Below are 19,480 nucleotides of genomic sequence, written 5' to 3'. Positions count from 1 at the left end.
GGGGCATGGGTCGCAGATGTCACATAGACATTATGTCTGTAAAAGTCCGTGCTGCCCAACGCAAACCGCCTTTTGGGAGGACTTTTTCTACAAAGACGCGAAATTGCCCGGAAAAGTTCCCGGCACCGTTCACATTGGTCAGTGCCTGCCATCGCTCGATAGCATCAGCAGGTGACTTCACAGGCATCTGCAGCGTCCGGCAACACCTGGCCCCGGCTGATCTCGGCACTGATCAAGGGCAATGACCTTACGGCGGAGAACACGTCCTGGGCCATGGACACCATCATGTCCGGCGAAGCCACGCCGGCCCAGATCGCCGGATTCCTGGTGGCCCTCAGCGCCAAGGGCGAAACCGTGGATGAGCTTTCCGGCCTGGTTGAGGCGATGCTGGCGCATGCCAACCCGGTGGAAATTTCCGGCGAGAAGCTGGATATCGTCGGCACCGGTGGTGACCAACTTAACACCGTCAACATCTCCACCATGGCCGCGCTTGTGGCCGCCGGGGCCGGCGCAAAGGTGGTGAAGCACGGCAACCGGGCCGCGTCGTCGTCGTCGGGATCCGCTGACGTGCTCGAAGCGCTCGGCGTCCGGCTCGACCTGTCCATTGCGCAGGTGGCCCGGAACGCCGAAGAGGCGGGTATCACATTCTGTTTCGCGCAGGTGTTCCACCCGTCATTCCGCCATACCGCGGTACCCCGGCGCGAATTGGCAATACCTACCGCATTCAACTTCCTGGGACCGCTGACCAACCCTGCCAAGGTGCAGGCGTCGGCCGTCGGCGTGGCCAATGCGCGGATGGCGCCGCTCGTTGCAGGCGTCCTGGCCCGGCGGGGGAGCAGGGGGCTGGTGTTCCGGGGCAACGACGGCCTGGACGAACTCACCACCACCGGCCCGTCCACCGTGTGGGAGATCCGCGGCGGGGGCGTCACTGAACTGTTCTTCTCCCCGGAGGACCTTGGCATCAGCCTGGCCACCGTTGAGCAGCTTCGCGGCGGTGATGCAGTGGCAAACGCAGGAGTTGTCCGTGACGTGCTTGCCGGCAAGGAGGGTCCTGCCCGGGACGCGGTCCTGGTGAATGCGGCGGCAGGCCTGGTTGCCTTCGACCGTGAAGCGGAAGGCCCGTTCCTGGCGAGGATGCAGAAGGCCTACGCGCGGGCTGCGCAATCGATAGATTCCGGCGCCGCTGCAGCCGTCCTGGACCGTTGGGTGTCCCTGTCCCGCGCCTGAGGACGGCTTGGCGGGTTACTGCTCGAAGCCCAGGGAAAAGGCAGCGTCGAGATCGTGCTGTGAGTACGCCCGGAATGCGATGTGCGTGGTGGTGTGGACCACTGCAGGAACCTTGGAGAGCCGGTCGGCGATAACATCAGCCAGGTCCTCGTGCCGGTGGACGCGCGCCACCGCAATCAGATCCCATTCTCCAGTGACGGAGTACACCTCACTGATGCCTTCGATGGCTGAGATTTCCTCCGCAGTCTCGGGAATGCGGGCGGCGTCAGTCTTGATCAGAACAAATGCGGTGACCACGTTTGTACCCCTTCGATCAGTTCCGCCGCAGCAAGTCACGGCAGGTTTCTCTCTACTGCCAGCCTATTACACGGGCGTCCTTTTCCCGGCAGCCCGCCCTTCGGGCGGAGAGCCCCTATCGGCGGCGGAGACGCGCGGCACCGGCAGCCAGGAGCCGGTAGCCCACGAGGAACGTTGCGAGGGCCAGCGTGGCAACGATGACGAAGGGGAGGACAACCGTCTGTGCGGTCAGCGCGCGCAAAAGCATGCCGCCGATGAGGCTGCCGAGCCAGACCGGAACACCCGCCCGGAGGGCAGACAAAGGGCTGCGCCAGGCGCGGGAAACGACCCATCCCGCTGCCGCGCCGGCAAGGAAGGGCCATGCAGTCAGCAGCACACCCAGGATGGGCTCCTCGCGGTGGTGCGCGTCGCGGCCGATGGCGGCGAACGCAAGGATCAGCACGACATCGGCAGCCGCCGCTGCCAGCACCGTTTTTCCGGACGTTGTAGCTGCCGCCTTCGTTTTCAAGGAACTCATGGTTTCGAGCTTAGCCGTCACGCCTCCTCGAGCTTGACCCAGGACCTCACATGGAGCGGGGGAGCGGAGGCGGAATCGGCATGCAGTATGGTCTCAGCAGGAGCAGAGGTCAGTCCCGCTGTACTGGAGACATGTGTGAATAAAGCTTTGTGGATTTGCAGCCTGGTTGGTGCCGCCGTCGGGATCAGTGTGGGTTTGGCGGTGTTCCATACTCCTTTTTGGGGCTGTGCGCTTGGGTTGGGAATCGGCGCGGTCGTTGGGGCCTCAATGCAGCGCCGCCGTTAGCATGCCGGCAAGGCAGGACCTTGCGGTTGCCTTGACCCCGTCCGGATCACCGGCAGCTGTCCCGGCGTCAGCAGCCCACCGGTCAGCCTCCCCTGGGGCTGGATGATGGTGGGGTCCCTGAGTTCACCAAGCCTTAGTAAGCTCACCGTGGAACCGTAGGCCAAGGGGAGTGAATCTGAGCATGAAGACTGGTGTGGCGAAGGGAAACACGTACTTACGGACTATGGGGGTGGTGTTGGTAGCCACGATCGCCGGCGTAGCCACCGCACCAGCCGCAAACGCCGCAGACAAACCCGTCTTGCCCGGGCCTTCAGCCGCAGAGAAATTGCCGGATGCCCCAGCTCCCACCGACCAGTTCATCGTAAAGTTCAAACCCTCAGCGGCCGGCAGCGCCGCGGAGCGGGACGAGACCTATTCCAGGGCTGCCGGGCATGCCTCCATCGGCGTGCGGGAGATCAAGACCACGGCCAGCGACGCCAAGGTGGTCAAGACAAGCCACAGGCTCAATGCCGGGGAGTCCAGGCGCGTGCTGGAGAGCATCGCTGCGGACGACAAAGTCGAATCCGTGGAGCCTGACATTCTCATGCATCCGTCGTACACCCCCAACGACACCTACTACTCCTTGCAGTGGGCTCTGTCTGACCCTGGCGTCGGCATCAGGGTTCCGTCTGTCTGGGACAAAACCACGGGTACGGGCCAGATCGTCGCGGTGATCGACACCGGCATAACCGCCCACAGCGATCTCAACGCGAACGTCATGGCAGGCTACGACATGATCGCCGACCCAACCGTTTCAAGTGACGGCGACGGCAGGGATCCGGACGCCTCCGACCCGGGGGACTACCGGACCTCCGGAACTTGCGGTTCCACCTCATCCGCCCATTCTTCCTGGCACGGAACCCATGTCGCCGGGATTATCGCCGCTGTCGCCAATAACAGTGAAGGAGTCAGCGGCGCCGCTCCGGGCGTGAAGATCGAGCCGGTCCGCGCGCTTGGTGACTGCGGCAGCGGCTACCTCTCGGACGTGTCGGACAGCATTACGTGGGCTTCCGGAGGAGCAGTCTCCGGCGTGCCCGCCAATGCTAACCCGGCGAAAACCATCAATCTGAGCGTCGGGGGAGCGGCTGCCTGCCCTTCCACCCTGCAGGCCGCCATTGACGGGGCGGTCAGCCGCGGCTCATCCGTATTCGTGGCTGCCGGCAACGAAAGCCAGCTCGCCGAAAACAATGCGCCGGCAAACTGCAGCAACGTCATTACGGTCGGTGCCACCAACCAGTCCGGATCCAAAGCCTCGTACTCGAACTTCGGTGCCGCCGTCGACGTCATGGCCCCGGGAGGCGACACAGGTGCCGGCATCCTGTCCACCTACAACGCCGGAACAACCACTCCAGGCGCAGAAGCGTACGGCTACCTGATGGGAACGTCGATGGCGACGCCGATGGCGGCCTCCGTCGGCGCACTGATGAAAGCCGCTGATCCCTCCCTGACGCCAGCCCGGATCGAGGCGAAGCTGAAGGCAACGGCCAGGCCCCTTCCGGGAACCTGCCCAGGAGGCTGCGGCGCCGGCTTGATTGATGCCTTGGCGGCCGTCGCGTTTCCGGCCCCGCAGACTCCGATTGCCGTAAAGGCAGCGTCCCTGAACGGGGCCCTAGGAGCTGCCACTACGGGAGAGATCTATGGGCTCAGGGATAACGGCGGGTACCAGTGTTTCGAGCACGGTTGCATCCTTTATTCGCCGGCGTCCGGGGCTCACGTCTCCACCGGCGCGATTCGAGGCCTGTGGGCGGAGACAGGATTTGAGGCTGGTGGCCTCGGCTACCCGGTGACCGATGAAGTTGGCGGGCTCCGGGATGGAGGTGCCTACCAGAACTACCAGGGCGGCGCCATCGTCTGGTCACCGGCGACGGGGGCCCACATTTCCGTGGGGGCGATCCGCGGCCTGTGGGCGGAGACAGGATTTGAGAATGGTGGCCTCGGCTACCCGGTGACCGATGAAGTTGGCGGGCTCCGGGACGGAGGTGCCTACCAGAACTACCAGGGCGGCGCCATCGTCTGGTCCCCAGCCACCGGAGCGCATATCTCTGTTGGCGCCATCCGTCGCGAATGGGCGGTGTCGGGATTTGAGGGCGGCAAGCTCGGCTACCCGGTATCAAACGAAGTGGGCGGGCTGCGCGACGGGGGTGTCTACCAGAACTACCAGGGCGGTGCCATCGTCTGGTCCCCAGCCACCGGAGCGCATATGTCCGTAGGCGGCATTCGCTCCATCTGGGCCTCAACAGGGTACGAATCAGGGCGCCTCGGCTACCCGACAAGTGACGAGTACTCCACGGGCAACGACGGTGGCGTCGCGCAAAACTACCAGGGCGGCGTCATCCATTGGAGCCCAGGCGGTTCCTACATCTCCTGACCCAGCCGGCCGCATGCTGTACTGTCCCGGCGAATGCGGCCTGGTCCGTTGCGAAGGCATCGGCGAGCAGGGCAGCGCTCCCAAAGAGCTAGTTGACATAATGTAGATTATCGGCGCTTTGGGACTGCTCCGGAGCGGGGCGCACCAAGCCAACCAGCCAGCACGAACACCAGCGTAAAAGCGCTGGTCAAACCGGCGGTCCCATTGTCTTTATTCCGGCGCCCGTCAAGAATGAACCAATGACGGTCTACGTACGTTCACTTGAAACTGCAGTTCCGGAGACAAAGCTCATCCAGTCCGAGGCCCGTGACGTATTTGCCGCGCAGCCTGGCCTGTCGCGATTAGGCTCGCGGCTGGTGAACACCTGTTTTGACGGTGCTGCCATCGAGACGAGGTTTACCGCCGTCCAGGAACTCACCAACACGTCCCGCGCCGAAGAACCGCAGTTCTACGACCAGGAAACCGGGCTCCTGCTGAACCCCAGCACCAAAGTCCGCAACGATATCTTCGCCCGCGAGGCCACCAAGCTGTTTGTGGAGGCCTCGCGGGCTGCCCTGCAGGCCGCCCCGGAAGTCGATTTACTTGACATAACTCATCTCGTGACGGTCTCCTGCACCGGCTTCTTCAATCCGGGCCCCGACTACAAGGTGGTCCGTGAACTCGGCCTTAATCCCGCAGTCCAGCGTTACCACCTCGGCTTCATGGGCTGCTACGCCGCCTTTCCTGCCCTGCGTGCCGCGAAACTGTTTTGCGAGGCGGACCCGAATGCGGTGGTCCTGGTTGTCTGCGCTGAACTGTGCTCGCTCCACGTACGCACCTCCAACGACCCGGACACCATCATGGGCTCGGCCCTGTTCGCCGATGGTGCCGCCGCCGCCGTCGTGACCGCGCGCCCAGGCATGGCGGACACCGCACTGATGAAGCTGGACCACTTCGAGACGGTCCTGACACCGGTGGGTGAGGATTCCATGGCCTGGAACATCGGTGACAACGGTTTTGAAATGGTCCTGGGCAACTACGTGCCCCACATCATCGATGACCACATAGTCGGCGCGCTGCAGCCCCTTCTGGCCAGGGAGCCGGAACTGGTGCCACTCCCCTACACGGCAATCCCCCACTGGGCCATCCACCCCGGCGGCCGGAGCATCCTGGACAAGGTGCAGTCCAGGCTCGGCCTCAGCGACACCCAGCTGATCCCCGCACGGGAAACCTTGCGCAACTACGGCAACATGAGCAGCGCCACGGTGCTCTTCGTCCTCAAGCACATCCTTGAACAACCACTCCGGGAAGGGCCCGCCGCGGAAGAGCGGATCTGTTCCATGGCGTTTGGCCCGGGTCTGACCGTGGAAACCGGCCTGTTCACCAAGATTCGGCAGGCAACAGGCGGCGCTCCGGGGTGGGAGGGCAGCGCGGCGGAGGATGCCTTGGGCCAGCTCCAAAGCCGGACGCCGGCCGAAGCGCCCGTGGCCTGAGAGCGGTCCGCGGTATGGGGATCCTCCTGCGCCGACGAGCCATCACGGACGTGGAGCAGATGGACAGGCCGGACTGCGATGCCCGTCTCCTGGACAACACGTACCGGCAGTTCGCCGTCATCAACCGGGTGCTGTCCGGCTGGCGGAAACTGTATGCCAGGGAACTCAGGACCATGGCCCCTCCCGACCAGCGCCCGCTGACGGTGCTGGACATCGGCTCCGGCGGCGGCGACCTGGCCGTGATGCTGGCCCGCTGGGCGGCCAAAGACGGCAAAGCGGTGCATATCACGGGCATCGATCCTGATCCCCGTGCGGCCCGGTTCGCCCAGCAACGCCCGTCCATGGCCGGCGTGGAATTCCGCAAGGCGCACAGCGGCGAGCTGGTCAGCGAGGGTGCCCGGTTCGACGTCGTCATCTCCAACCACGTCCTGCACCATCTTGGCCCGGAGGAACTCCGGCAACTGCTGGCGGATTCGGAGATCCTGGCCGCCGGAAAGGCGTTGCACAACGACCTGATCCGCAGTCCTGCCGCCTTTGCCCTTTTCAGCGTGGCCGCCCTGCCGTTCCGGCAGTCCTTCATCCGGGAAGACGGCCTCACCTCCATCCGCCGGAGCTACAGGCCGGTCGAGTTGGCGGCCTCCGCTCCCCCGGGCTGGTCCGTGGAGCGCTCATCAGCCTTCCACCAGCTCCTCGCCTACCGGCGGGGCTGACAATTGGACGCCGATGTCCTGATCGCCGGCGGCGGTCCTGTTGGCCTGTACCTGGCTGCCGCGTTGCTGCAGGAAGGCGTATCGGTAAGGGTTTTTGAGCAGCGGCAGTCACGCAACCGGCATACCCGCGCCATCGGCATCCACCCTCCGGCCCTGGAGGCACTCGCCGGGATCCACGTTGCGTCCAGCATGGTCCAGGACGGCATCCGGATCAGGGCCGGCATGGCGGTCAGCGGCGGGAAGACAGTGGGAACCATGGCGTTCGGCGCCGTCTCGGAAAACTACCCCTTCGTCCTGGCACTGCCACAGTTCAGGACAGAGGAACTCCTGGAGGACCGCGTACGCACCCTGGACCCCGCGGCGCTGGTCCGGGGTGCCAACGTCACCGAAGCCAGGAACGACGGCGGCAAGGTCACCATCGCGGTCCAGTCCAGCCCGGATGCCGCGAACCGGCGCGGCAACCACAACGGCAGCGCCACCGCCGCCTTGCTGGTCGCGGCAGACGGGGCCCGGTCCCGGATCAGGGGCGCGCTGGGCGTCCCTGTGGACCGGAAGTCCTATCCCGACCACTACCTCATGGGGGATTTCGACGACGGCAGCGGGTACGGGGAGAAAGCCGTCCTGTTCCTTGAGCCGGAAGGAATCGTCGAGTCCTTTCCGCTGCCCGGCCGGGTGCGCCGCTGGGTGGTGCGGCTTGGACGACCCGCCGAACCGGGCACGGGACCGGATGAGCTGGCGGAACTGGTGCAACGCCGGACCGGGTTCCGCCCTGAGCCGGACACCAACTCCATGCTGAGCGCGTTCAGCGTCCAATCCACGATTGCCCGGCGCATGGTGGCCGGCCGCTCCGTCCTGGTGGGGGACGCGGCCCACCAGATCAGCCCCATCGGCGGGCAGGGCATGAACCTGGGCTGGCTGGATGCCATGGCGCTGGTGCCCGTGATCTGCGCCGCACTGGGTGGCGAACCAACGGGAAGGCGGCTTCGCGAATTTGAGGCAAGCCGGCGCCGGGCTGCGGCCGTGGCCCAGCGGCAAGCCGAAATCAACATGATGCTTGGAAGGCCGCTGCCCGGGCCGCTCCTTCGTGTCCGCACTGCCGCCATTGGCGCGGCCGCCGCCGTGCCTGCCGTGAACCAGTGGGCCGCCCGGCGCTTCACCATGCAGTAACCAGGTGAACCGGCAGGAACCAGCGGCTGCAGGGCTACCGGAAATAGCAGTCGTAACTGTCCTGGCTGACGATGACGCCGTTGCGCACCTCAAACACCGACGATGTCCTGGCCCGGATCGTCTCGCCACGGTCCCAGTAGGGCAGATCCATCAGCACGGTGGCCGACCAGTCGGCTTCCACCACCACCCGGCTTCCCTCACAGGTGGTCCGCCGGACCGTGAACTGCTGGTCCTTCACCACCTCGAGGCTTTGGTCCGCACCGGCAAGCACTCCCGCCAGCGGGCGGGTGGACCCTTCCGGGGCCAAAAGGTGCGGAGCCTCCGTCAACACGAACGAGTCCGACAGGAACGGCCGGATATCCTCCGCACCGCCGCCGGCTTCAAGGACCCGGATGAATTCCAGGACGTGCTCCAGCGGGGATGCCTGCGGGAAAGAATCATCAGCCATGCAGTAGACCCTAGTCCAAGGGTCCTGCGCCGCTCCGCCAGTAGGCTGTCCCCATGACCCAGACTGTTCCCCCAACAACCGCCGGCGCCGACGACATCCGTGAGATTGTTGAGCGGATCCTGTCCGCCGGTTCCCTCCCGCCCATCGTCGAGGCCGGCCACCCCGCCCTGCGCCAGCGTGCCGCCGCCTTCGACGGCCAGCTCTCCGCCGGCCAGTTGGCCCGCCTTATCGGGGTCATGCGCGAGGTCATGCACGAGGCCCCGGGGGTGGGCCTCGCTGCCCCTCAGCTGGGCATCCCCCTGCAGCTCGCCGTCCTGGAGGACCAGTTCGACGTCGATCCCGACGCCGCGGCGCTGCGGCACCGGAGCCCGCTGGAGTTCCTGGCCATCCTCAACCCCCGGTACACGGCGGCGGGGACGGGACTGGCGTCGTTCTATGAGGGGTGCCTTTCCCTCAACGGGCTCCAGGCGGTGGTGGCGCGGCCCGACACCGTGGTCCTGGAGTACCAGACGCCCGACGGCGCGGCGGAGCGGCGGACATTTTCCGGGTGGCAGGCGCGCATCGTCCAGCATGAGACGGACCACCTCAACGGCATCCTGTACATAGACCGTGCCCAACTCCGGTCCCTGAGCAGCAACGCCGAGTATGCGGCGCACTGGGCTGAACCCGGCATCAGCAAGGCGCGGGAAGGGCTGGGTTTCGACGACGGGCCGGCAGGCATATCGCTCGGCTGACCTTCGCCGTCACCCGGGGCAGTGACGAACGGCAGGGGCGCAGGGCGGCCCGTCCTAAGATGGTTCCCATGCCTGCCGCGGATCTCCACCTCCTGTGCCCCGTCTGCTCACATCCGTTGGAACACCTGGAGGCAACTGCCGCGCGCCATCCCCGCCTGGTGTGCCCGAACGGCCACAGCTTCGACGCCGCCCGGCAGGGCTACTTCAACCTCCTGGTGGGCAAGGGCACGCCTTTCGAACCGGACAGTGCCGCCATGGTGGCGTCGCGCTTCAACTTCCTGGGGAACGGCCACTACCTGCCGCTGGCGCGGGCGGTGGCCTCCGCCGTCGTGCCCAACCTGCCGCAGGAAGGTGCCGTGGTTCTGGACTCGGGGACAGGGACCGGGCACTATCTGCGGGAGATCCTCGACACGGCGGCGGCCGGCGGGCGGCACGCGTCCGCCGTCGGCCTGGACATTTCCAAATTTGCCCTTCGCCGCGCTGCCCGGCTCAATCCCGAGGCCGTGAACCTGGTCTGGGACATCTGGCAGCCGCTGCCGGTAGCAGCAAACTCGGTGGATGCGGTCACCGTGGTCTTCGCTCCGCGGAACCCGGCTGAGTTTGCCCGGGTCCTTCGTCCCACCGGCGTGCTGGTGGTGGTGACGCCACGGAGCGGGCACCTTGGGGACATCGCCGCCCTCACCGGGATGCTTGGCATTGAGGAGGGCAAGGATGAGCGCCTGGCCGGGGCGATGGCGGGGCATTTCGAGCCGGCGAGCAGCGTCGACGTCGACATCCCGCTGGCGCTGGGCCGGGCCGCCGCCGCGGACCTGGCGTTCATGGGCCCGGCCGGCCACCACCTGGACCTGGGGCAGATCGCTGCGCGGCTTGAACACTCCCCGGAGCCGGTGACAGCCGACGCAAAGTTCAGGCTCCTGGTGTTCAGGCCCAGGACCCACGGCGCCCCGTAACGACTTGGCCACTATCCCCCTGCGGCCGGTATGAACCGGCCCACACGGTAAGTCCGCGGACTACGATGAAAAGACAGTTACTGGCGGGTCCGCGCGTGCGGCTCCCCCGTGGCGAAGGGGGAAACAGGGATGTTCGAGTGGCTTGGCGAAAACTGGTGGGCATTGTGGCTCACGGCTTTCCTGGCGTTTGCGGTGATCGAGATGATCACCCTTGACCTGTTTTTCATCATGCTCGGCGGCGGATCCCTTGCCGCACTGGTTGCCGATTTCGCCGGTGCAGAGCCCTGGCTCCAGGTGGTGGTCTTCTGCGTGGTGTCCCTGCTCATGGTTGCCTTCGTCCGGCCGGTAGCCCTTTCGCATCTCAAGAAGGGGCCGGCCGAACAGCGGACCAACGTGGACCGGCTGATCGGTGAACCGGCCGTCGTGATGGAGGCCGTGACCGCCGACGGCGGACTGGTGAAAATCGGCGGCGATATTTGGAGTGCGCGCTCCGCGGCGGGAATCCTTCCCGCTGGCCAGAAAGTGGTGGTGGCGGCCATCGACGGCGCCACAGCAGTAGTTTCGGCACCGCCGCCGGCGGCTGCCGGTCCGGATACAGCCTGACAATTGGGGAACAAGGAGTTGTATGGAAAACGCAGGCGGAACCGCACTGGCCATTGTGCTGGTGGTTCTGATCGTCTTTGTCATCATAGTTTTGGTCCGGTCCGTCCGGATTATTCCGCAGGCCCGTGCCGGCGTCGTTGAACGGCTCGGGAAGTACCAGCGCACGCTTAACCCCGGGCTGACGATCCTCATCCCGTTCGTGGACCGGCTGCTGCCGCTGCTGGACCTGCGGGAACAGGTGGTGTCCTTTCCGCCGCAGCCGGTCATCACCGAAGACAACCTGGTGGTCTCCATCGATACGGTGGTCTACTTCCAGGTCACCGATCCCCGCGCAGCCACGTATGAAATCGCCAACTACATCCAGGCCGTGGAGCAGCTCACCACCACCACCCTCCGCAATGTGGTGGGTGGACTGAACCTGGAGGAGGCCCTGACCTCCCGCGACCAGATCAACGGACAGCTTCGGGGAGTCCTCGATGAGGCCACGGGCCGCTGGGGAATCCGCGTCTCGCGGGTGGAACTGAAGGCCATCGATCCGCCCCACTCCATCCAGGACTCCATGGAGAAGCAGATGCGGGCCGAACGCGACCGGCGCGCTGCCATCCTCACCGCGGAGGGGACCAAGCAGTCAGCCATCCTCACCGCGGAGGGCCAGCGGCAGGCGTCCATCCTCGCCGCGGAAGGCGAAGCCAAAGCCGCCATCCTCCGTGCGGACGGGGAGGCGCAGGCCATCCAGAAGGTCTTCGACGCCATCCACAAGGGAAACCCGGACCAGAAACTGCTGGCCTACCAGTACCTCCAGACGCTGCCCAAGTTGGCTGAGGGCTCGGCCAACAAGCTCTGGATCATCCCGAGTGAAGTTGGGGAAGCCCTGAAGGGAATCGGCAACGCCCTTGGCGGCACCAGCGCGGAGCCTGCCGGCGGACTTTTCGACGAGGCGCCCATCGAGCGCACGCAGCCCTAGGCTCTTGACCAAGACAGGGAGGGTTCGGTGGCTAGCCGCCGAACGCTCCCTGTTTTGGTGCAGACGTGTTAAAGCCCGTATAATTGGGTATTTGTCCGGCAGGAGAAGACCAGCTGGAACAACCAAGCTTCGCAATGCGTTGAATCTTATGATGCAGCACAGTGCACACACTAGTCCGGCGGCGCAACGTCGCCACCGGCTAACGCGGAGATTTCATCCGCGAACCGACCAGAGGGAGAAATCATGAGCGATCGCAGCCTGCGGGGCATGCGCCTTGGTGCGCAGAGCATGGAGACCGAGTCCGGAGTTGAGCCGGCTCCGCGCCAGCGGGTCGAATACCGTTGCGCAGATGGCGAGCAGGTTTTCGTCACGTTCTCCTCCGAGGCGGAAATTCCTCCGGTGTGGGTCTCCAAGACCGGCAAGGAAGCGCTCCTGGTTGACGGCGAAAAGCCGGACACCAGCAATGACAAGGCAGTCCGCACGCACTGGGACATGCTGCTGGAACGCCGCTCGCTTCCTGAACTTGAACAGATCCTCGAGGACCGCCTGACCATCCTGCGGGAGCGCCGCGGAGAGCGCCGCTCGGCATAAGGCCAGCCTCAAAAAAGGGGGGCGGCCCCGCACTTTGGTGCGGGGCCGCCCCCCTTTTTCCTGTGTCCGCAGAAGGCCGCGGAGGGGCGGCCCAGGGAAAAACTACGGCTGCTTGTTCTTCAGCCTGCCGGTCAAGGTGTTCCAGCGGGCGGCCAGTCCCCACCGGGTGACGTTGACCATCGCTTCGACGACGATGTTGCCGCTCATCTTGGAGGCGCCCAGTTCGCGCTCAACGAAGGTGATGGGGCGCTCCTCGATGCGCAGGCCCAGTTTGGCCACGCGCCACGCCAGGTCCACCTGGAAGCCGTAGCCCACGGAATCCACCTGGTCCAGGTTGAGCTTTTCCAGGGTGGTCCTGCGGAAGGCGCGGTAGCCGCCGGTGACGTCCTTGATCCGCAGGCCCAGCATCAGCCGGGCGTAGGTGCTGCCCACCCGGGAGATCGCCTGGCGGTACAGCGGCCAGTTGACCACGCTGCCGCCGGGAACCCAGCGCGAGCCCATGGCCAGGTCCGCGCCCTGGTCCACGGCTTCCAACAGCTGGGGAAGCTGTTCGGGCTGATGTGAGCCGTCGGCGTCCATTTCCACCAGGACGTCGTATCCGGCGTCCAGGCCCCACCGAAAACCGGCGATGTAGGCGGCGCCCAGGCCTTCCTTGCCCTTGCGGTGCAGGACGTGGACCTGGGAGTCCTCGGCGGCGAAGCCGTCGGCAAGCTGGCCGGTGCCGTCAGGGCTGTTGTCATCAACCACCAGCACGTCCGACGCCGGAACGGCCTTCCGAAGGCGCTGGAGCGTCTTGGGCAGCGATTCCAGTTCGTTGTAGGTGGGAATGATCGTAAGGACGCGCACGAAGGGCCTTTCCTGGTGGAAGTGGTCGGAGCACCTGATGCCGGGCTGGCCGGCGGCGGGCGCAACTCCCCATTATAGGGCGGAGGATTATGGGTCAGGAACGCAGGGCCGGGCTGGCGTAGAGTTCGGCGCCGTCTTTCACGGTCTGCAGGCATACCGGGTCGGAGCCTGTGTCCAGTGCGGGCAGCAATGGGGTCCTGGCCCGCGGATCGGTGCTCCATGACTGCACCCTGCCGTCAGCCACCTGGACCATCAGCTCCTCCACCTCCCAGACGGCGAAACTGGCCGGTGCGCCGGGAACCAGTTGCCCGGCCATGGGGTTGGCGTGCCGTGCGGCCCTCCAGCCCGCACGGGTGTGCCCCAGGAACGCTGCGCGCGCGGAAATGCGCTGGTCCACGTTGTGGTGTTCCACACAGGCACGCACGCTGGACCAGGGCCGGAGGGGCGTGACCGGGCTGTCGCTGCCGAAACAGACAGGAACCCCGGCTGAATAGAAGGCAGCGAAAGGGTTCATCGACCGGCTCCGCTCCCCCAGCCTCTGCTCATAGAGGCCCCCGGCTCCGCCCCACGCTGCGTCGAAGGACGGTTGGGCGCTGACGGTCACCGAGTAGTGCGCCAGCCTTGCCACGGCCGCGGCATCAGCCATCTCCACGTGCTCGAAGCGGTGGCCCGCCGCCCGCACCCGCTGCTCCCCGACTTCCTTGGCCGCCACGTCCAGCGCCTCCAGCGCGGCGTCCAGCCCGGCGTCGCCAATCACATGGAAACCGCCCTGGATCCCGGCAAGGGAGCAGGCGGCAAGGTGGGCAGCCGCCTGCTCGACGCTGAGGTACAGGCTGCCGCGTTCCTGCCCGGCATCGCTGTAGCCGGCGCGCAGGGCGGCGGTCCTGGAACCCAGCGACCCGTCGATGTTCAAATCCCCCGCCAGTCCGCGGACGCCGCAACCAAGCTGCTCCACAAGGGTCCGGGCCTGCGCCTCGGACGAAACCAGCTCCCCCCAGTACGGCAGCACCTCAGGAAAGCGCGCCGCGTCCTTGTCGGCGTCGTTCCATCCGGCGGCCAGCCTCAGGTCCTCAGGCCCGCCGATGTGCGGTGCGCCCATTTCGGCCAGCGCAACGTACCCGTTCGCCGCAGCCTCCGCCAGGGCACGGGCCTGGTGCCGCTTCAGCACGTCCTGGGGCAGCTGCCGGGTTGCCAGCCGCGCTGCGTCGTGGGCTGCCCGCGTGACCCGGGCGCCGCCGTCGTACCCGTCCTTGCCGCGAAGGTCCGCGGACTGTACAAGGGACGTCGAAACCAGGGCCGAGTGCACATCAACCCGGGAAAGGTAGACCGGGCGGCCCCCTGACGCCCGCTCCAGTTCCTCGGCACTGGGCAGGGCGGAGTCCGCCCACCTGGTTTCGTCCCAGCCGTGGCCGAGCACCGGCCCTTCCCCTCCAGCCGCGGCGACGGCGTCCAGCAGCGCGCGTGCCGACGTGGCCGTGCCCAGTTGCAGCGATTCCAGGGCGATCCCGGTTTCCGTCAGGTGGATGTGCGAGTCGACGAAGCCGGGTGCAACCAGGGCGCCACGGAGGTCGATGATCTCCATGGAACTGTCTGCGATGGAGGATGCGGCCTGCTCAGATCCAACCCAGGCAACGGTGCCGCCGTCCACCAGCATGGCCGTTGCGAATGGATCCGCCGCGGTGTAAACGGACCCATTGCGGTACAGGACCGGGGCGGGCCGGGAGGCGGCATCAGAGTGGGAAGTGGCATCGGGGCGCGGCATGGGGGCAGACTCCTGGGGTGTGGGGGTGCCGGCGTGGGCCGGCCGGGTGTCATCGGGGCTAAAGGACGGAAGAATATGCCACGACGCCGCGGCGGATGAGGTTGATCGCTTCGGCGCAGAGCCGTGCCAGCCGCGGGTCCAGTCCGGGGATCTTGGCAAGCTGGTCCAGAAGGTCCACCACCTGCTTCACCCAGCGGACAAAGTCGCCCGCGGCAAGATCGGTGCCGCTGAGGACATCCTGCAGATGGCGGCCACGGGCCCACTTATACAGCGGCCAGACAAGTCCCAGTTCAGGCTCACCGGTCAGGGGGAGCTTGTGTTCCTCTTCCACATCCTCAAGGACGGACCATTCCTTCACCACTGTGTCGACGGCGGTCTCCAGGGAGACGCTGGGCATGCGCGGCCTCAGGCCCCGGTCCTCGCGTTTGGCCTGGTAGACCAGTACGCTGGCCAGCGCGGCAACTTCGGCGGCGTCGAGGTCATTGAATGCGCCCAGCCGCAGGGACTGCGAGATCAACAGGTCCTTCTCGCCGTAGATCCTGCGCAGCCGCTGGCCGTCCGCGCTGATATTCAGCCGGCCGTCTCCCGCGTCTTCCAGGTAACCGTAGACGGACAGGACGTCGCAGACCCGGTCGAAGGTTTTGGCAATGGTGTTGGTGCGGCCCTGGATCTGGCGGACCAGGCCGTCCGTTTCGCGCCTTAGCTTCCACCAGCGCTCCGACCACCGGGCATGGTCTTCGCGTTCGCTGCACCCATGGCACGGGTGTGCCTTCAGGGCCCGGCGAAGATCCGCAATGCGCCTTTCCTGGTTGGGCAAGGCAGCGGCCCGGCCGAAGTCATGGTTGCGGTTCTGGCCCGGGGCGGGCGGACGGTTCTCTCGAAGCGCGTTCCGGACAGAGGACGCCAGGTCCCTGCGGGACTTGGGCACCTTCGCGTTGAAGGACTTGGGGATGCGGACCCGGGTAACCGGCGCGATGGGACCCTCGAGGTCGTCAGCGCCAATCCTGCGCAGCTGGTTGTCCAGCGTCAGCACGGCCGGGCGCGGCTCGCGGCTGGCGTGGTCCGAACTAAGGACGACGGCGGGCCCCGGGGCACGGCCACCGGGAACGTTGACCACGTCCCCAGGCAGGAGCCGCGCCAGTGAATCGTCGCAAAGGGACTTCCGGACGCGGGACTTGGTCCGGGACGTGGCGTTCTCGGCGTCGGAAAGTTCCCTGCGCAGCCGCGCATACTCGGTGAAGTCACCCAGGTGGCAGGTCATCGATTTTGCGTAACCGGCCAGGGATTCCTCGCGGCTGCGCACCTGGCGGGCCAGGCCCACCACGGAGCGGTCCGCCTGGAACTGGGCGAAGGAGGACTCCAGGATCTCGCGGGCCCTGGCCCGGCCAAACTGCGCCAGCAGGTTGATGCTCATGTTGTAGGTGGGCCGGAAACTGGAATTCAGCGGGTAGGTGCGCCGCGATGCCAGTCCCGCGACCGCCGTCGGGTCTGTACCGGGCTGCCACAGCACCACGGCGTGGCCCTCAACATCGATGCCTCGCCGGCCCGCACGGCCGGTGAGCTGGGTGTACTCCCCTGCGGTGATGTCCACATGCGCTTCGCCGTTGAACTTGTCCAGCTTTTCCAGCACCACGGACCGGGCAGGCATGTTGACGCCCAGCGCGAGGGTTTCCGTGGCGAAGACAGCTTTGACCAGGCCATCGGCAAAGAGTTTCTCGACCACCTCCTTGAAGGTCGGCAGCATTCCGGCATGGTGGGCCGCGAACCCCCGGAGCAATCCGTCGCGCCAGGTCCAAAAGCCCAGGACGTCAAGGTCGTCGGCCGGGATGTCCTGCCCCGCCTCGTCAACACGCTGGGCGATGATTCGCTGCTCTGTTTCGGTGGTGAGCCAGAGGCCGGACGAGACACACTGGGCCACGGCAGCCTCACAGCCTGCGCGGGAAAAGATGAAGGTGATGGCAGGCAGCAGGTCCATCCGGTCCAGGCTGGCGATGACCTGGGGGCGGCTGGCGGGGCGCACTCCCGTGTTCTCGCCGCCACGGGCGGGGCGGTCGTTTCCGCGCCGGCCGCGCTGGCCCCTTCCGCCGGGGCCGGGCCTGCTGCGGAAGCTCTGCCGCATCTCGCTCTGGGCCACTGCCAGCAGGTCCGGGTTGACGTCGAAACCACGTCCCTTGCCGGCATCGTGGGACGTGCCGGACGCGGCCGGCCGCAGGTCGTCTTCTTCCACGGGCGGAGCGATCTCGTCGAAGGTGGTTTCTCCGGCAAACAGGTCCATGATCCGGCGGCCCACCATGACGTGCTGCCACAGCGGCACCGGGCGGTGCTCGGAGACGATGATGTCTGTGTCGCCGCGGACGGTGTCCAGCCAGGCCCCGAATTCCTCGGCATTTGAAACGGTTGCACTCAGTGAGGCGACCTGGACCTCGCTGGGCAGGTGGATGATGACTTCCTCCCAGACAGCCCCGCGGAACCGGTCGGCGAGGTAGTGCACCTCATCCATGACCACGTAGCCGAGGTCGCCCAGAGTGGCCGAATCAGCGTAGAGCATGTTCCGCAGGACTTCGGTGGTCATGACCACCACCTGGGCATCCCCGTTGATGCTGGTGTCGCCGGTCAGGAGGCCCACATTGTCCGCACCATATTTAGCGGTGAGTTCACTGAACTTCTGGTTGCTGAGCGCCTTGATGGGTGTGGTGTAAAAGGCTTTCAGTCCCCGCTGCAGCGCGAGGTAGATGGCGAACTCCCCCACGATGGTCTTCCCGGCACCGGTAGGGGCAGCCACCAGGACTCCCTTGCCTTGCTGCAGGGAAAGACAGGCCTGCCGTTGAAAGTCGTCAAGCTCGAAGTCCAGGGTCCGGATGAACGCCCCGAGGTAGGTGGCGGCCTCGGCCCGGCGTTCGGCGCTGGCACGGTACCTCTCGGCCGGCGACATTTCTTCAGGATCGATGGGCCCGGCGGAGAAGGGTCCGGTGGTGGAGGACATACCCCAAGCCTAACGGCAGGCTAGAGCTTCTTCAGTTCACTGCTGGGGGTTGCGACGTCCGCTGTGGCCTCGGTTTCCTCGACCTGCCGGGCCTGGCGGCGGTCGCGGCGCTTGTCGTTCATGATGCAGATGCCGATTGCCGCGAAGAACAGCGCCAGCAGCGGTCCGGCAAGCATGAACATCGAAATCGCATCCGCGCCCGGCGCGGCAATGGCGGCCAGGACGAAGACCAGGAAGACTGTAATGCGCCAGGCCTTGAGGATGGTGTGGCCGGACACGAGCCCGGCCATGTTGACGCCCACCAGCACTACGGGCACCAGGAAGGCCAGGCCCAGCATGAGCACCATCCGGGTGACGAACTCGATGTAGGTCCGGGCATCGATGACGCTGGAGGAGCCTGCCGGGGTGAACTGGGTCAGCGCGTGGACCACCTGCGGCACCACGAGCCACCCCACCCAGATTCCGGCCAGGAAGAGCGGGATGGCAGCAGCCATGTAGCCCAGGGTGTAGCGCCGTTCCTTCGACGTCAGCCCCGGGGTGATGAAGGCCCAGAGCTGGTAGATCCAGATGGGGCTGGAGATGACGGCGCCAATGAGGAGCGACATCTGGAGCTTGAAGTCGAACGGTGATGCGATGGTCCCGAAGTTGATGGCGGCAAGGCCGCCGGTCTCATCGGAAATGCGGTTAACCGGTTCGGCCAAAGCCTTCAGCAGCGGATCGTAAAGTATCCAGCCCCCAATGCCGCCAATGACGACGCCGATGGCCGACTTGATCAGCCGGTTCTTCAGCTCCTTGAGGTGCTCCCAAAGTGACATCCGCCCCTCGGGATTGGCTTTACGGGCCCGCGACAGTGCCACGGGAGGTCAGGCGCGGGTCGACGGCGGAACGTCAGTGCCGTCTGTCGGCTCACCGGGCTTCGCCTTGGGGTGGTTCACGATGGTGCCTTCCACCGGACCGTTTGCGTCGGTGGTGTCGGCCTTGCCGTCGTTCTTCATTTCCTTCACCTCGGACTTGATGATCCGCATGGACTGTCCCAGGCTGCGGGCCATGGCCGGAAGCTTGGGTGCGGCGAAGAGAAGCAAAGCTACAACGATGATGATTACGATCGGCCAGGGGCCGTCAAAGAGTCTTCCCACGGGAAATCCTTTCCTCTAAGTACATCCTACTTCTATGTGAAGTCGAGATCTCCGAGCGCCTGCGGCTGGCCCCGGTCCTTTTTACGCTGCACTCGCCGACGGCGGCGTTCCTCGCGCCGGGCCCATTTGGATGCCTCGTAATCATGTCGCATGACGGCGGGCGAGGCAAAAACGGCAGAACCCGGCAGGGGCCCGGACGGATCCGCGGGTTCACCCGCCACCTCGACCGGGCTCAGGTGTCCCAGCTTTTCGCCCGCTGCAGCGAGGTCCTTCACCGTGGCCATGAACTGTCGGAAGAGACGGATGCCCAGCAGGACATAGAACAGCAGGGCAACGGCGACAAGCGCCACCCATATGAGAATCCAAGACCACCAAGGCATG

The 19,480-nt window shown here is 66.0% G+C and carries 19 protein-coding genes; 10 read left to right on the top strand and 9 right to left on the bottom strand.

Annotation, left to right across the window (positions count from 1 at the left end; translation table 11 throughout):
- Positions 1 to 171 precede the first annotated feature (171 nt).
- On the top strand, positions 172 to 1,227 hold the full coding sequence (gene trpD, locus LDO14_RS10270; protein WP_018771095.1) for an anthranilate phosphoribosyltransferase: 1,056 nt from the start codon (positions 172 to 174) through the stop codon (positions 1,225 to 1,227).
- Positions 1,228 to 1,242: 15 nt separating this feature from the next.
- On the opposite strand, the gene LDO14_RS10265 is transcribed toward trpD, so the two are convergent.
- Together LDO14_RS10265 and LDO14_RS10260 are read right to left on the bottom strand one after the other, a co-directional pair.
- Positions 1,243 to 1,524, bottom strand: a complete 282-nt coding sequence (locus tag LDO14_RS10265; RefSeq protein ID WP_043456257.1) for an Lrp/AsnC ligand binding domain-containing protein — start codon at positions 1,522 to 1,524, stop codon at positions 1,243 to 1,245.
- Positions 1,525 to 1,639: 115 nt separating this feature from the next.
- Positions 1,640 to 2,041 carry a DUF3054 domain-containing protein gene (locus LDO14_RS10260; protein ID WP_043425344.1) on the bottom strand — a complete coding sequence of 134 codons (402 nt, stop codon included), beginning with the start codon at positions 2,039 to 2,041 and terminating at the stop codon, positions 1,640 to 1,642.
- Positions 2,042 to 2,558: 517 nt separating this feature from the next.
- Between LDO14_RS10260 and LDO14_RS10255 the strand changes: the two genes are divergently transcribed.
- The 4 genes from LDO14_RS10255 (at position 2,559) to LDO14_RS10240 (ending at position 8,082) form a co-directional block, all read left to right on the top strand.
- Positions 2,559 to 4,733, top strand: a complete 2,175-nt coding sequence (locus LDO14_RS10255; RefSeq protein ID WP_196804785.1) for a S8 family serine peptidase — start codon at positions 2,559 to 2,561, stop codon at positions 4,731 to 4,733.
- 239 nt (positions 4,734 to 4,972) lie between these two features.
- Positions 4,973 to 6,205, top strand: a complete 1,233-nt coding sequence (locus LDO14_RS10250) for a type III polyketide synthase (RefSeq protein ID WP_223991568.1) — start codon at positions 4,973 to 4,975, stop codon at positions 6,203 to 6,205.
- A 14-nt stretch (positions 6,206 to 6,219) separates the two neighbouring features.
- Positions 6,220 to 6,915, top strand: coding sequence for a class I SAM-dependent methyltransferase (locus tag LDO14_RS10245; protein WP_223991566.1), 696 nt, complete (start codon positions 6,220 to 6,222; stop codon positions 6,913 to 6,915).
- Between the two features lie 3 nt (positions 6,916 to 6,918).
- Complete coding sequence (locus tag LDO14_RS10240) at positions 6,919 to 8,082, top strand: NAD(P)/FAD-dependent oxidoreductase (protein WP_223991564.1); 1,164 nt, start codon at positions 6,919 to 6,921, stop codon at positions 8,080 to 8,082.
- A 34-nt stretch (positions 8,083 to 8,116) separates the two neighbouring features.
- On the opposite strand, the gene LDO14_RS10235 is transcribed toward LDO14_RS10240, so the two are convergent.
- Entirely contained in the window at positions 8,117 to 8,530 is a 414-nt protein-coding gene (locus LDO14_RS10235) for a nuclear transport factor 2 family protein (RefSeq protein ID WP_223991562.1), read from the bottom strand.
- A gap of 53 nt (positions 8,531 to 8,583) precedes the next feature.
- Between LDO14_RS10235 and LDO14_RS10230 the strand changes: the two genes are divergently transcribed.
- From LDO14_RS10230 to LDO14_RS10210, 5 genes are all read left to right on the top strand, one after another.
- Positions 8,584 to 9,264, top strand: a complete 681-nt coding sequence (locus tag LDO14_RS10230) for a peptide deformylase (protein WP_223991560.1) — start codon at positions 8,584 to 8,586, stop codon at positions 9,262 to 9,264.
- A gap of 68 nt (positions 9,265 to 9,332) precedes the next feature.
- Positions 9,333 to 10,214 (top strand): putative RNA methyltransferase, encoded by an 882-nt coding sequence (locus tag LDO14_RS10225; RefSeq protein WP_223991558.1) that lies wholly within the window; start codon positions 9,333 to 9,335, stop codon positions 10,212 to 10,214.
- Between the two features lie 129 nt (positions 10,215 to 10,343).
- Positions 10,344 to 10,817, top strand: a complete 474-nt coding sequence (locus LDO14_RS10220) for an NfeD family protein (protein ID WP_018771105.1) — start codon at positions 10,344 to 10,346, stop codon at positions 10,815 to 10,817.
- A gap of 22 nt (positions 10,818 to 10,839) precedes the next feature.
- Positions 10,840 to 11,781, top strand: a complete 942-nt coding sequence (locus tag LDO14_RS10215) for an SPFH domain-containing protein (RefSeq protein WP_018771106.1) — start codon at positions 10,840 to 10,842, stop codon at positions 11,779 to 11,781.
- A gap of 243 nt (positions 11,782 to 12,024) precedes the next feature.
- The gene (locus tag LDO14_RS10210; protein ID WP_026266052.1) at positions 12,025 to 12,372 is read left to right on the top strand and encodes an RNA polymerase-binding protein RbpA; all 348 of its coding nucleotides are present in this window, start codon (positions 12,025 to 12,027) and stop codon (positions 12,370 to 12,372) included.
- A 102-nt stretch (positions 12,373 to 12,474) separates the two neighbouring features.
- On the opposite strand, the gene LDO14_RS10205 is transcribed toward LDO14_RS10210, so the two are convergent.
- From LDO14_RS10205 to LDO14_RS10180, 6 genes are all read right to left on the bottom strand, one after another.
- Positions 12,475 to 13,218 carry a polyprenol monophosphomannose synthase gene (locus tag LDO14_RS10205; RefSeq protein ID WP_018771108.1) on the bottom strand — a complete coding sequence of 248 codons (744 nt, stop codon included), beginning with the start codon at positions 13,216 to 13,218 and terminating at the stop codon, positions 12,475 to 12,477.
- Between the two features lie 94 nt (positions 13,219 to 13,312).
- Positions 13,313 to 14,980, bottom strand: coding sequence for an amidohydrolase family protein (locus LDO14_RS10200; RefSeq protein ID WP_223991556.1), 1,668 nt, complete (start codon positions 14,978 to 14,980; stop codon positions 13,313 to 13,315).
- 58 nt (positions 14,981 to 15,038) lie between these two features.
- Positions 15,039 to 17,963, bottom strand: coding sequence for a DEAD/DEAH box helicase (locus LDO14_RS10195; RefSeq protein ID WP_134164730.1), 2,925 nt, complete (start codon positions 17,961 to 17,963; stop codon positions 15,039 to 15,041).
- Positions 17,964 to 17,983: 20 nt separating this feature from the next.
- Complete coding sequence (gene tatC, locus LDO14_RS10190) at positions 17,984 to 18,778, bottom strand: twin-arginine translocase subunit TatC (protein ID WP_018771111.1); 795 nt, start codon at positions 18,776 to 18,778, stop codon at positions 17,984 to 17,986.
- A gap of 48 nt (positions 18,779 to 18,826) precedes the next feature.
- Positions 18,827 to 19,099, bottom strand: a complete 273-nt coding sequence (tatA, locus tag LDO14_RS10185) for a Sec-independent protein translocase subunit TatA (RefSeq protein WP_018771112.1) — start codon at positions 19,097 to 19,099, stop codon at positions 18,827 to 18,829.
- A gap of 32 nt (positions 19,100 to 19,131) precedes the next feature.
- The gene (locus LDO14_RS10180) at positions 19,132 to 19,479 is read right to left on the bottom strand and encodes a hypothetical protein (protein WP_026266053.1); all 348 of its coding nucleotides are present in this window, start codon (positions 19,477 to 19,479) and stop codon (positions 19,132 to 19,134) included.
- Position 19,480 lies beyond the last annotated feature (1 nt).

This window comes from Arthrobacter sp. NicSoilB11 (assembly GCF_019977375.1).
Lineage (GTDB): Bacteria > Actinomycetota > Actinomycetes > Actinomycetales > Micrococcaceae > Arthrobacter.
The sequence above is the reverse complement of the archived record's forward strand: the minus strand, read 5'-3'. Positions and strand labels throughout refer to the sequence as shown.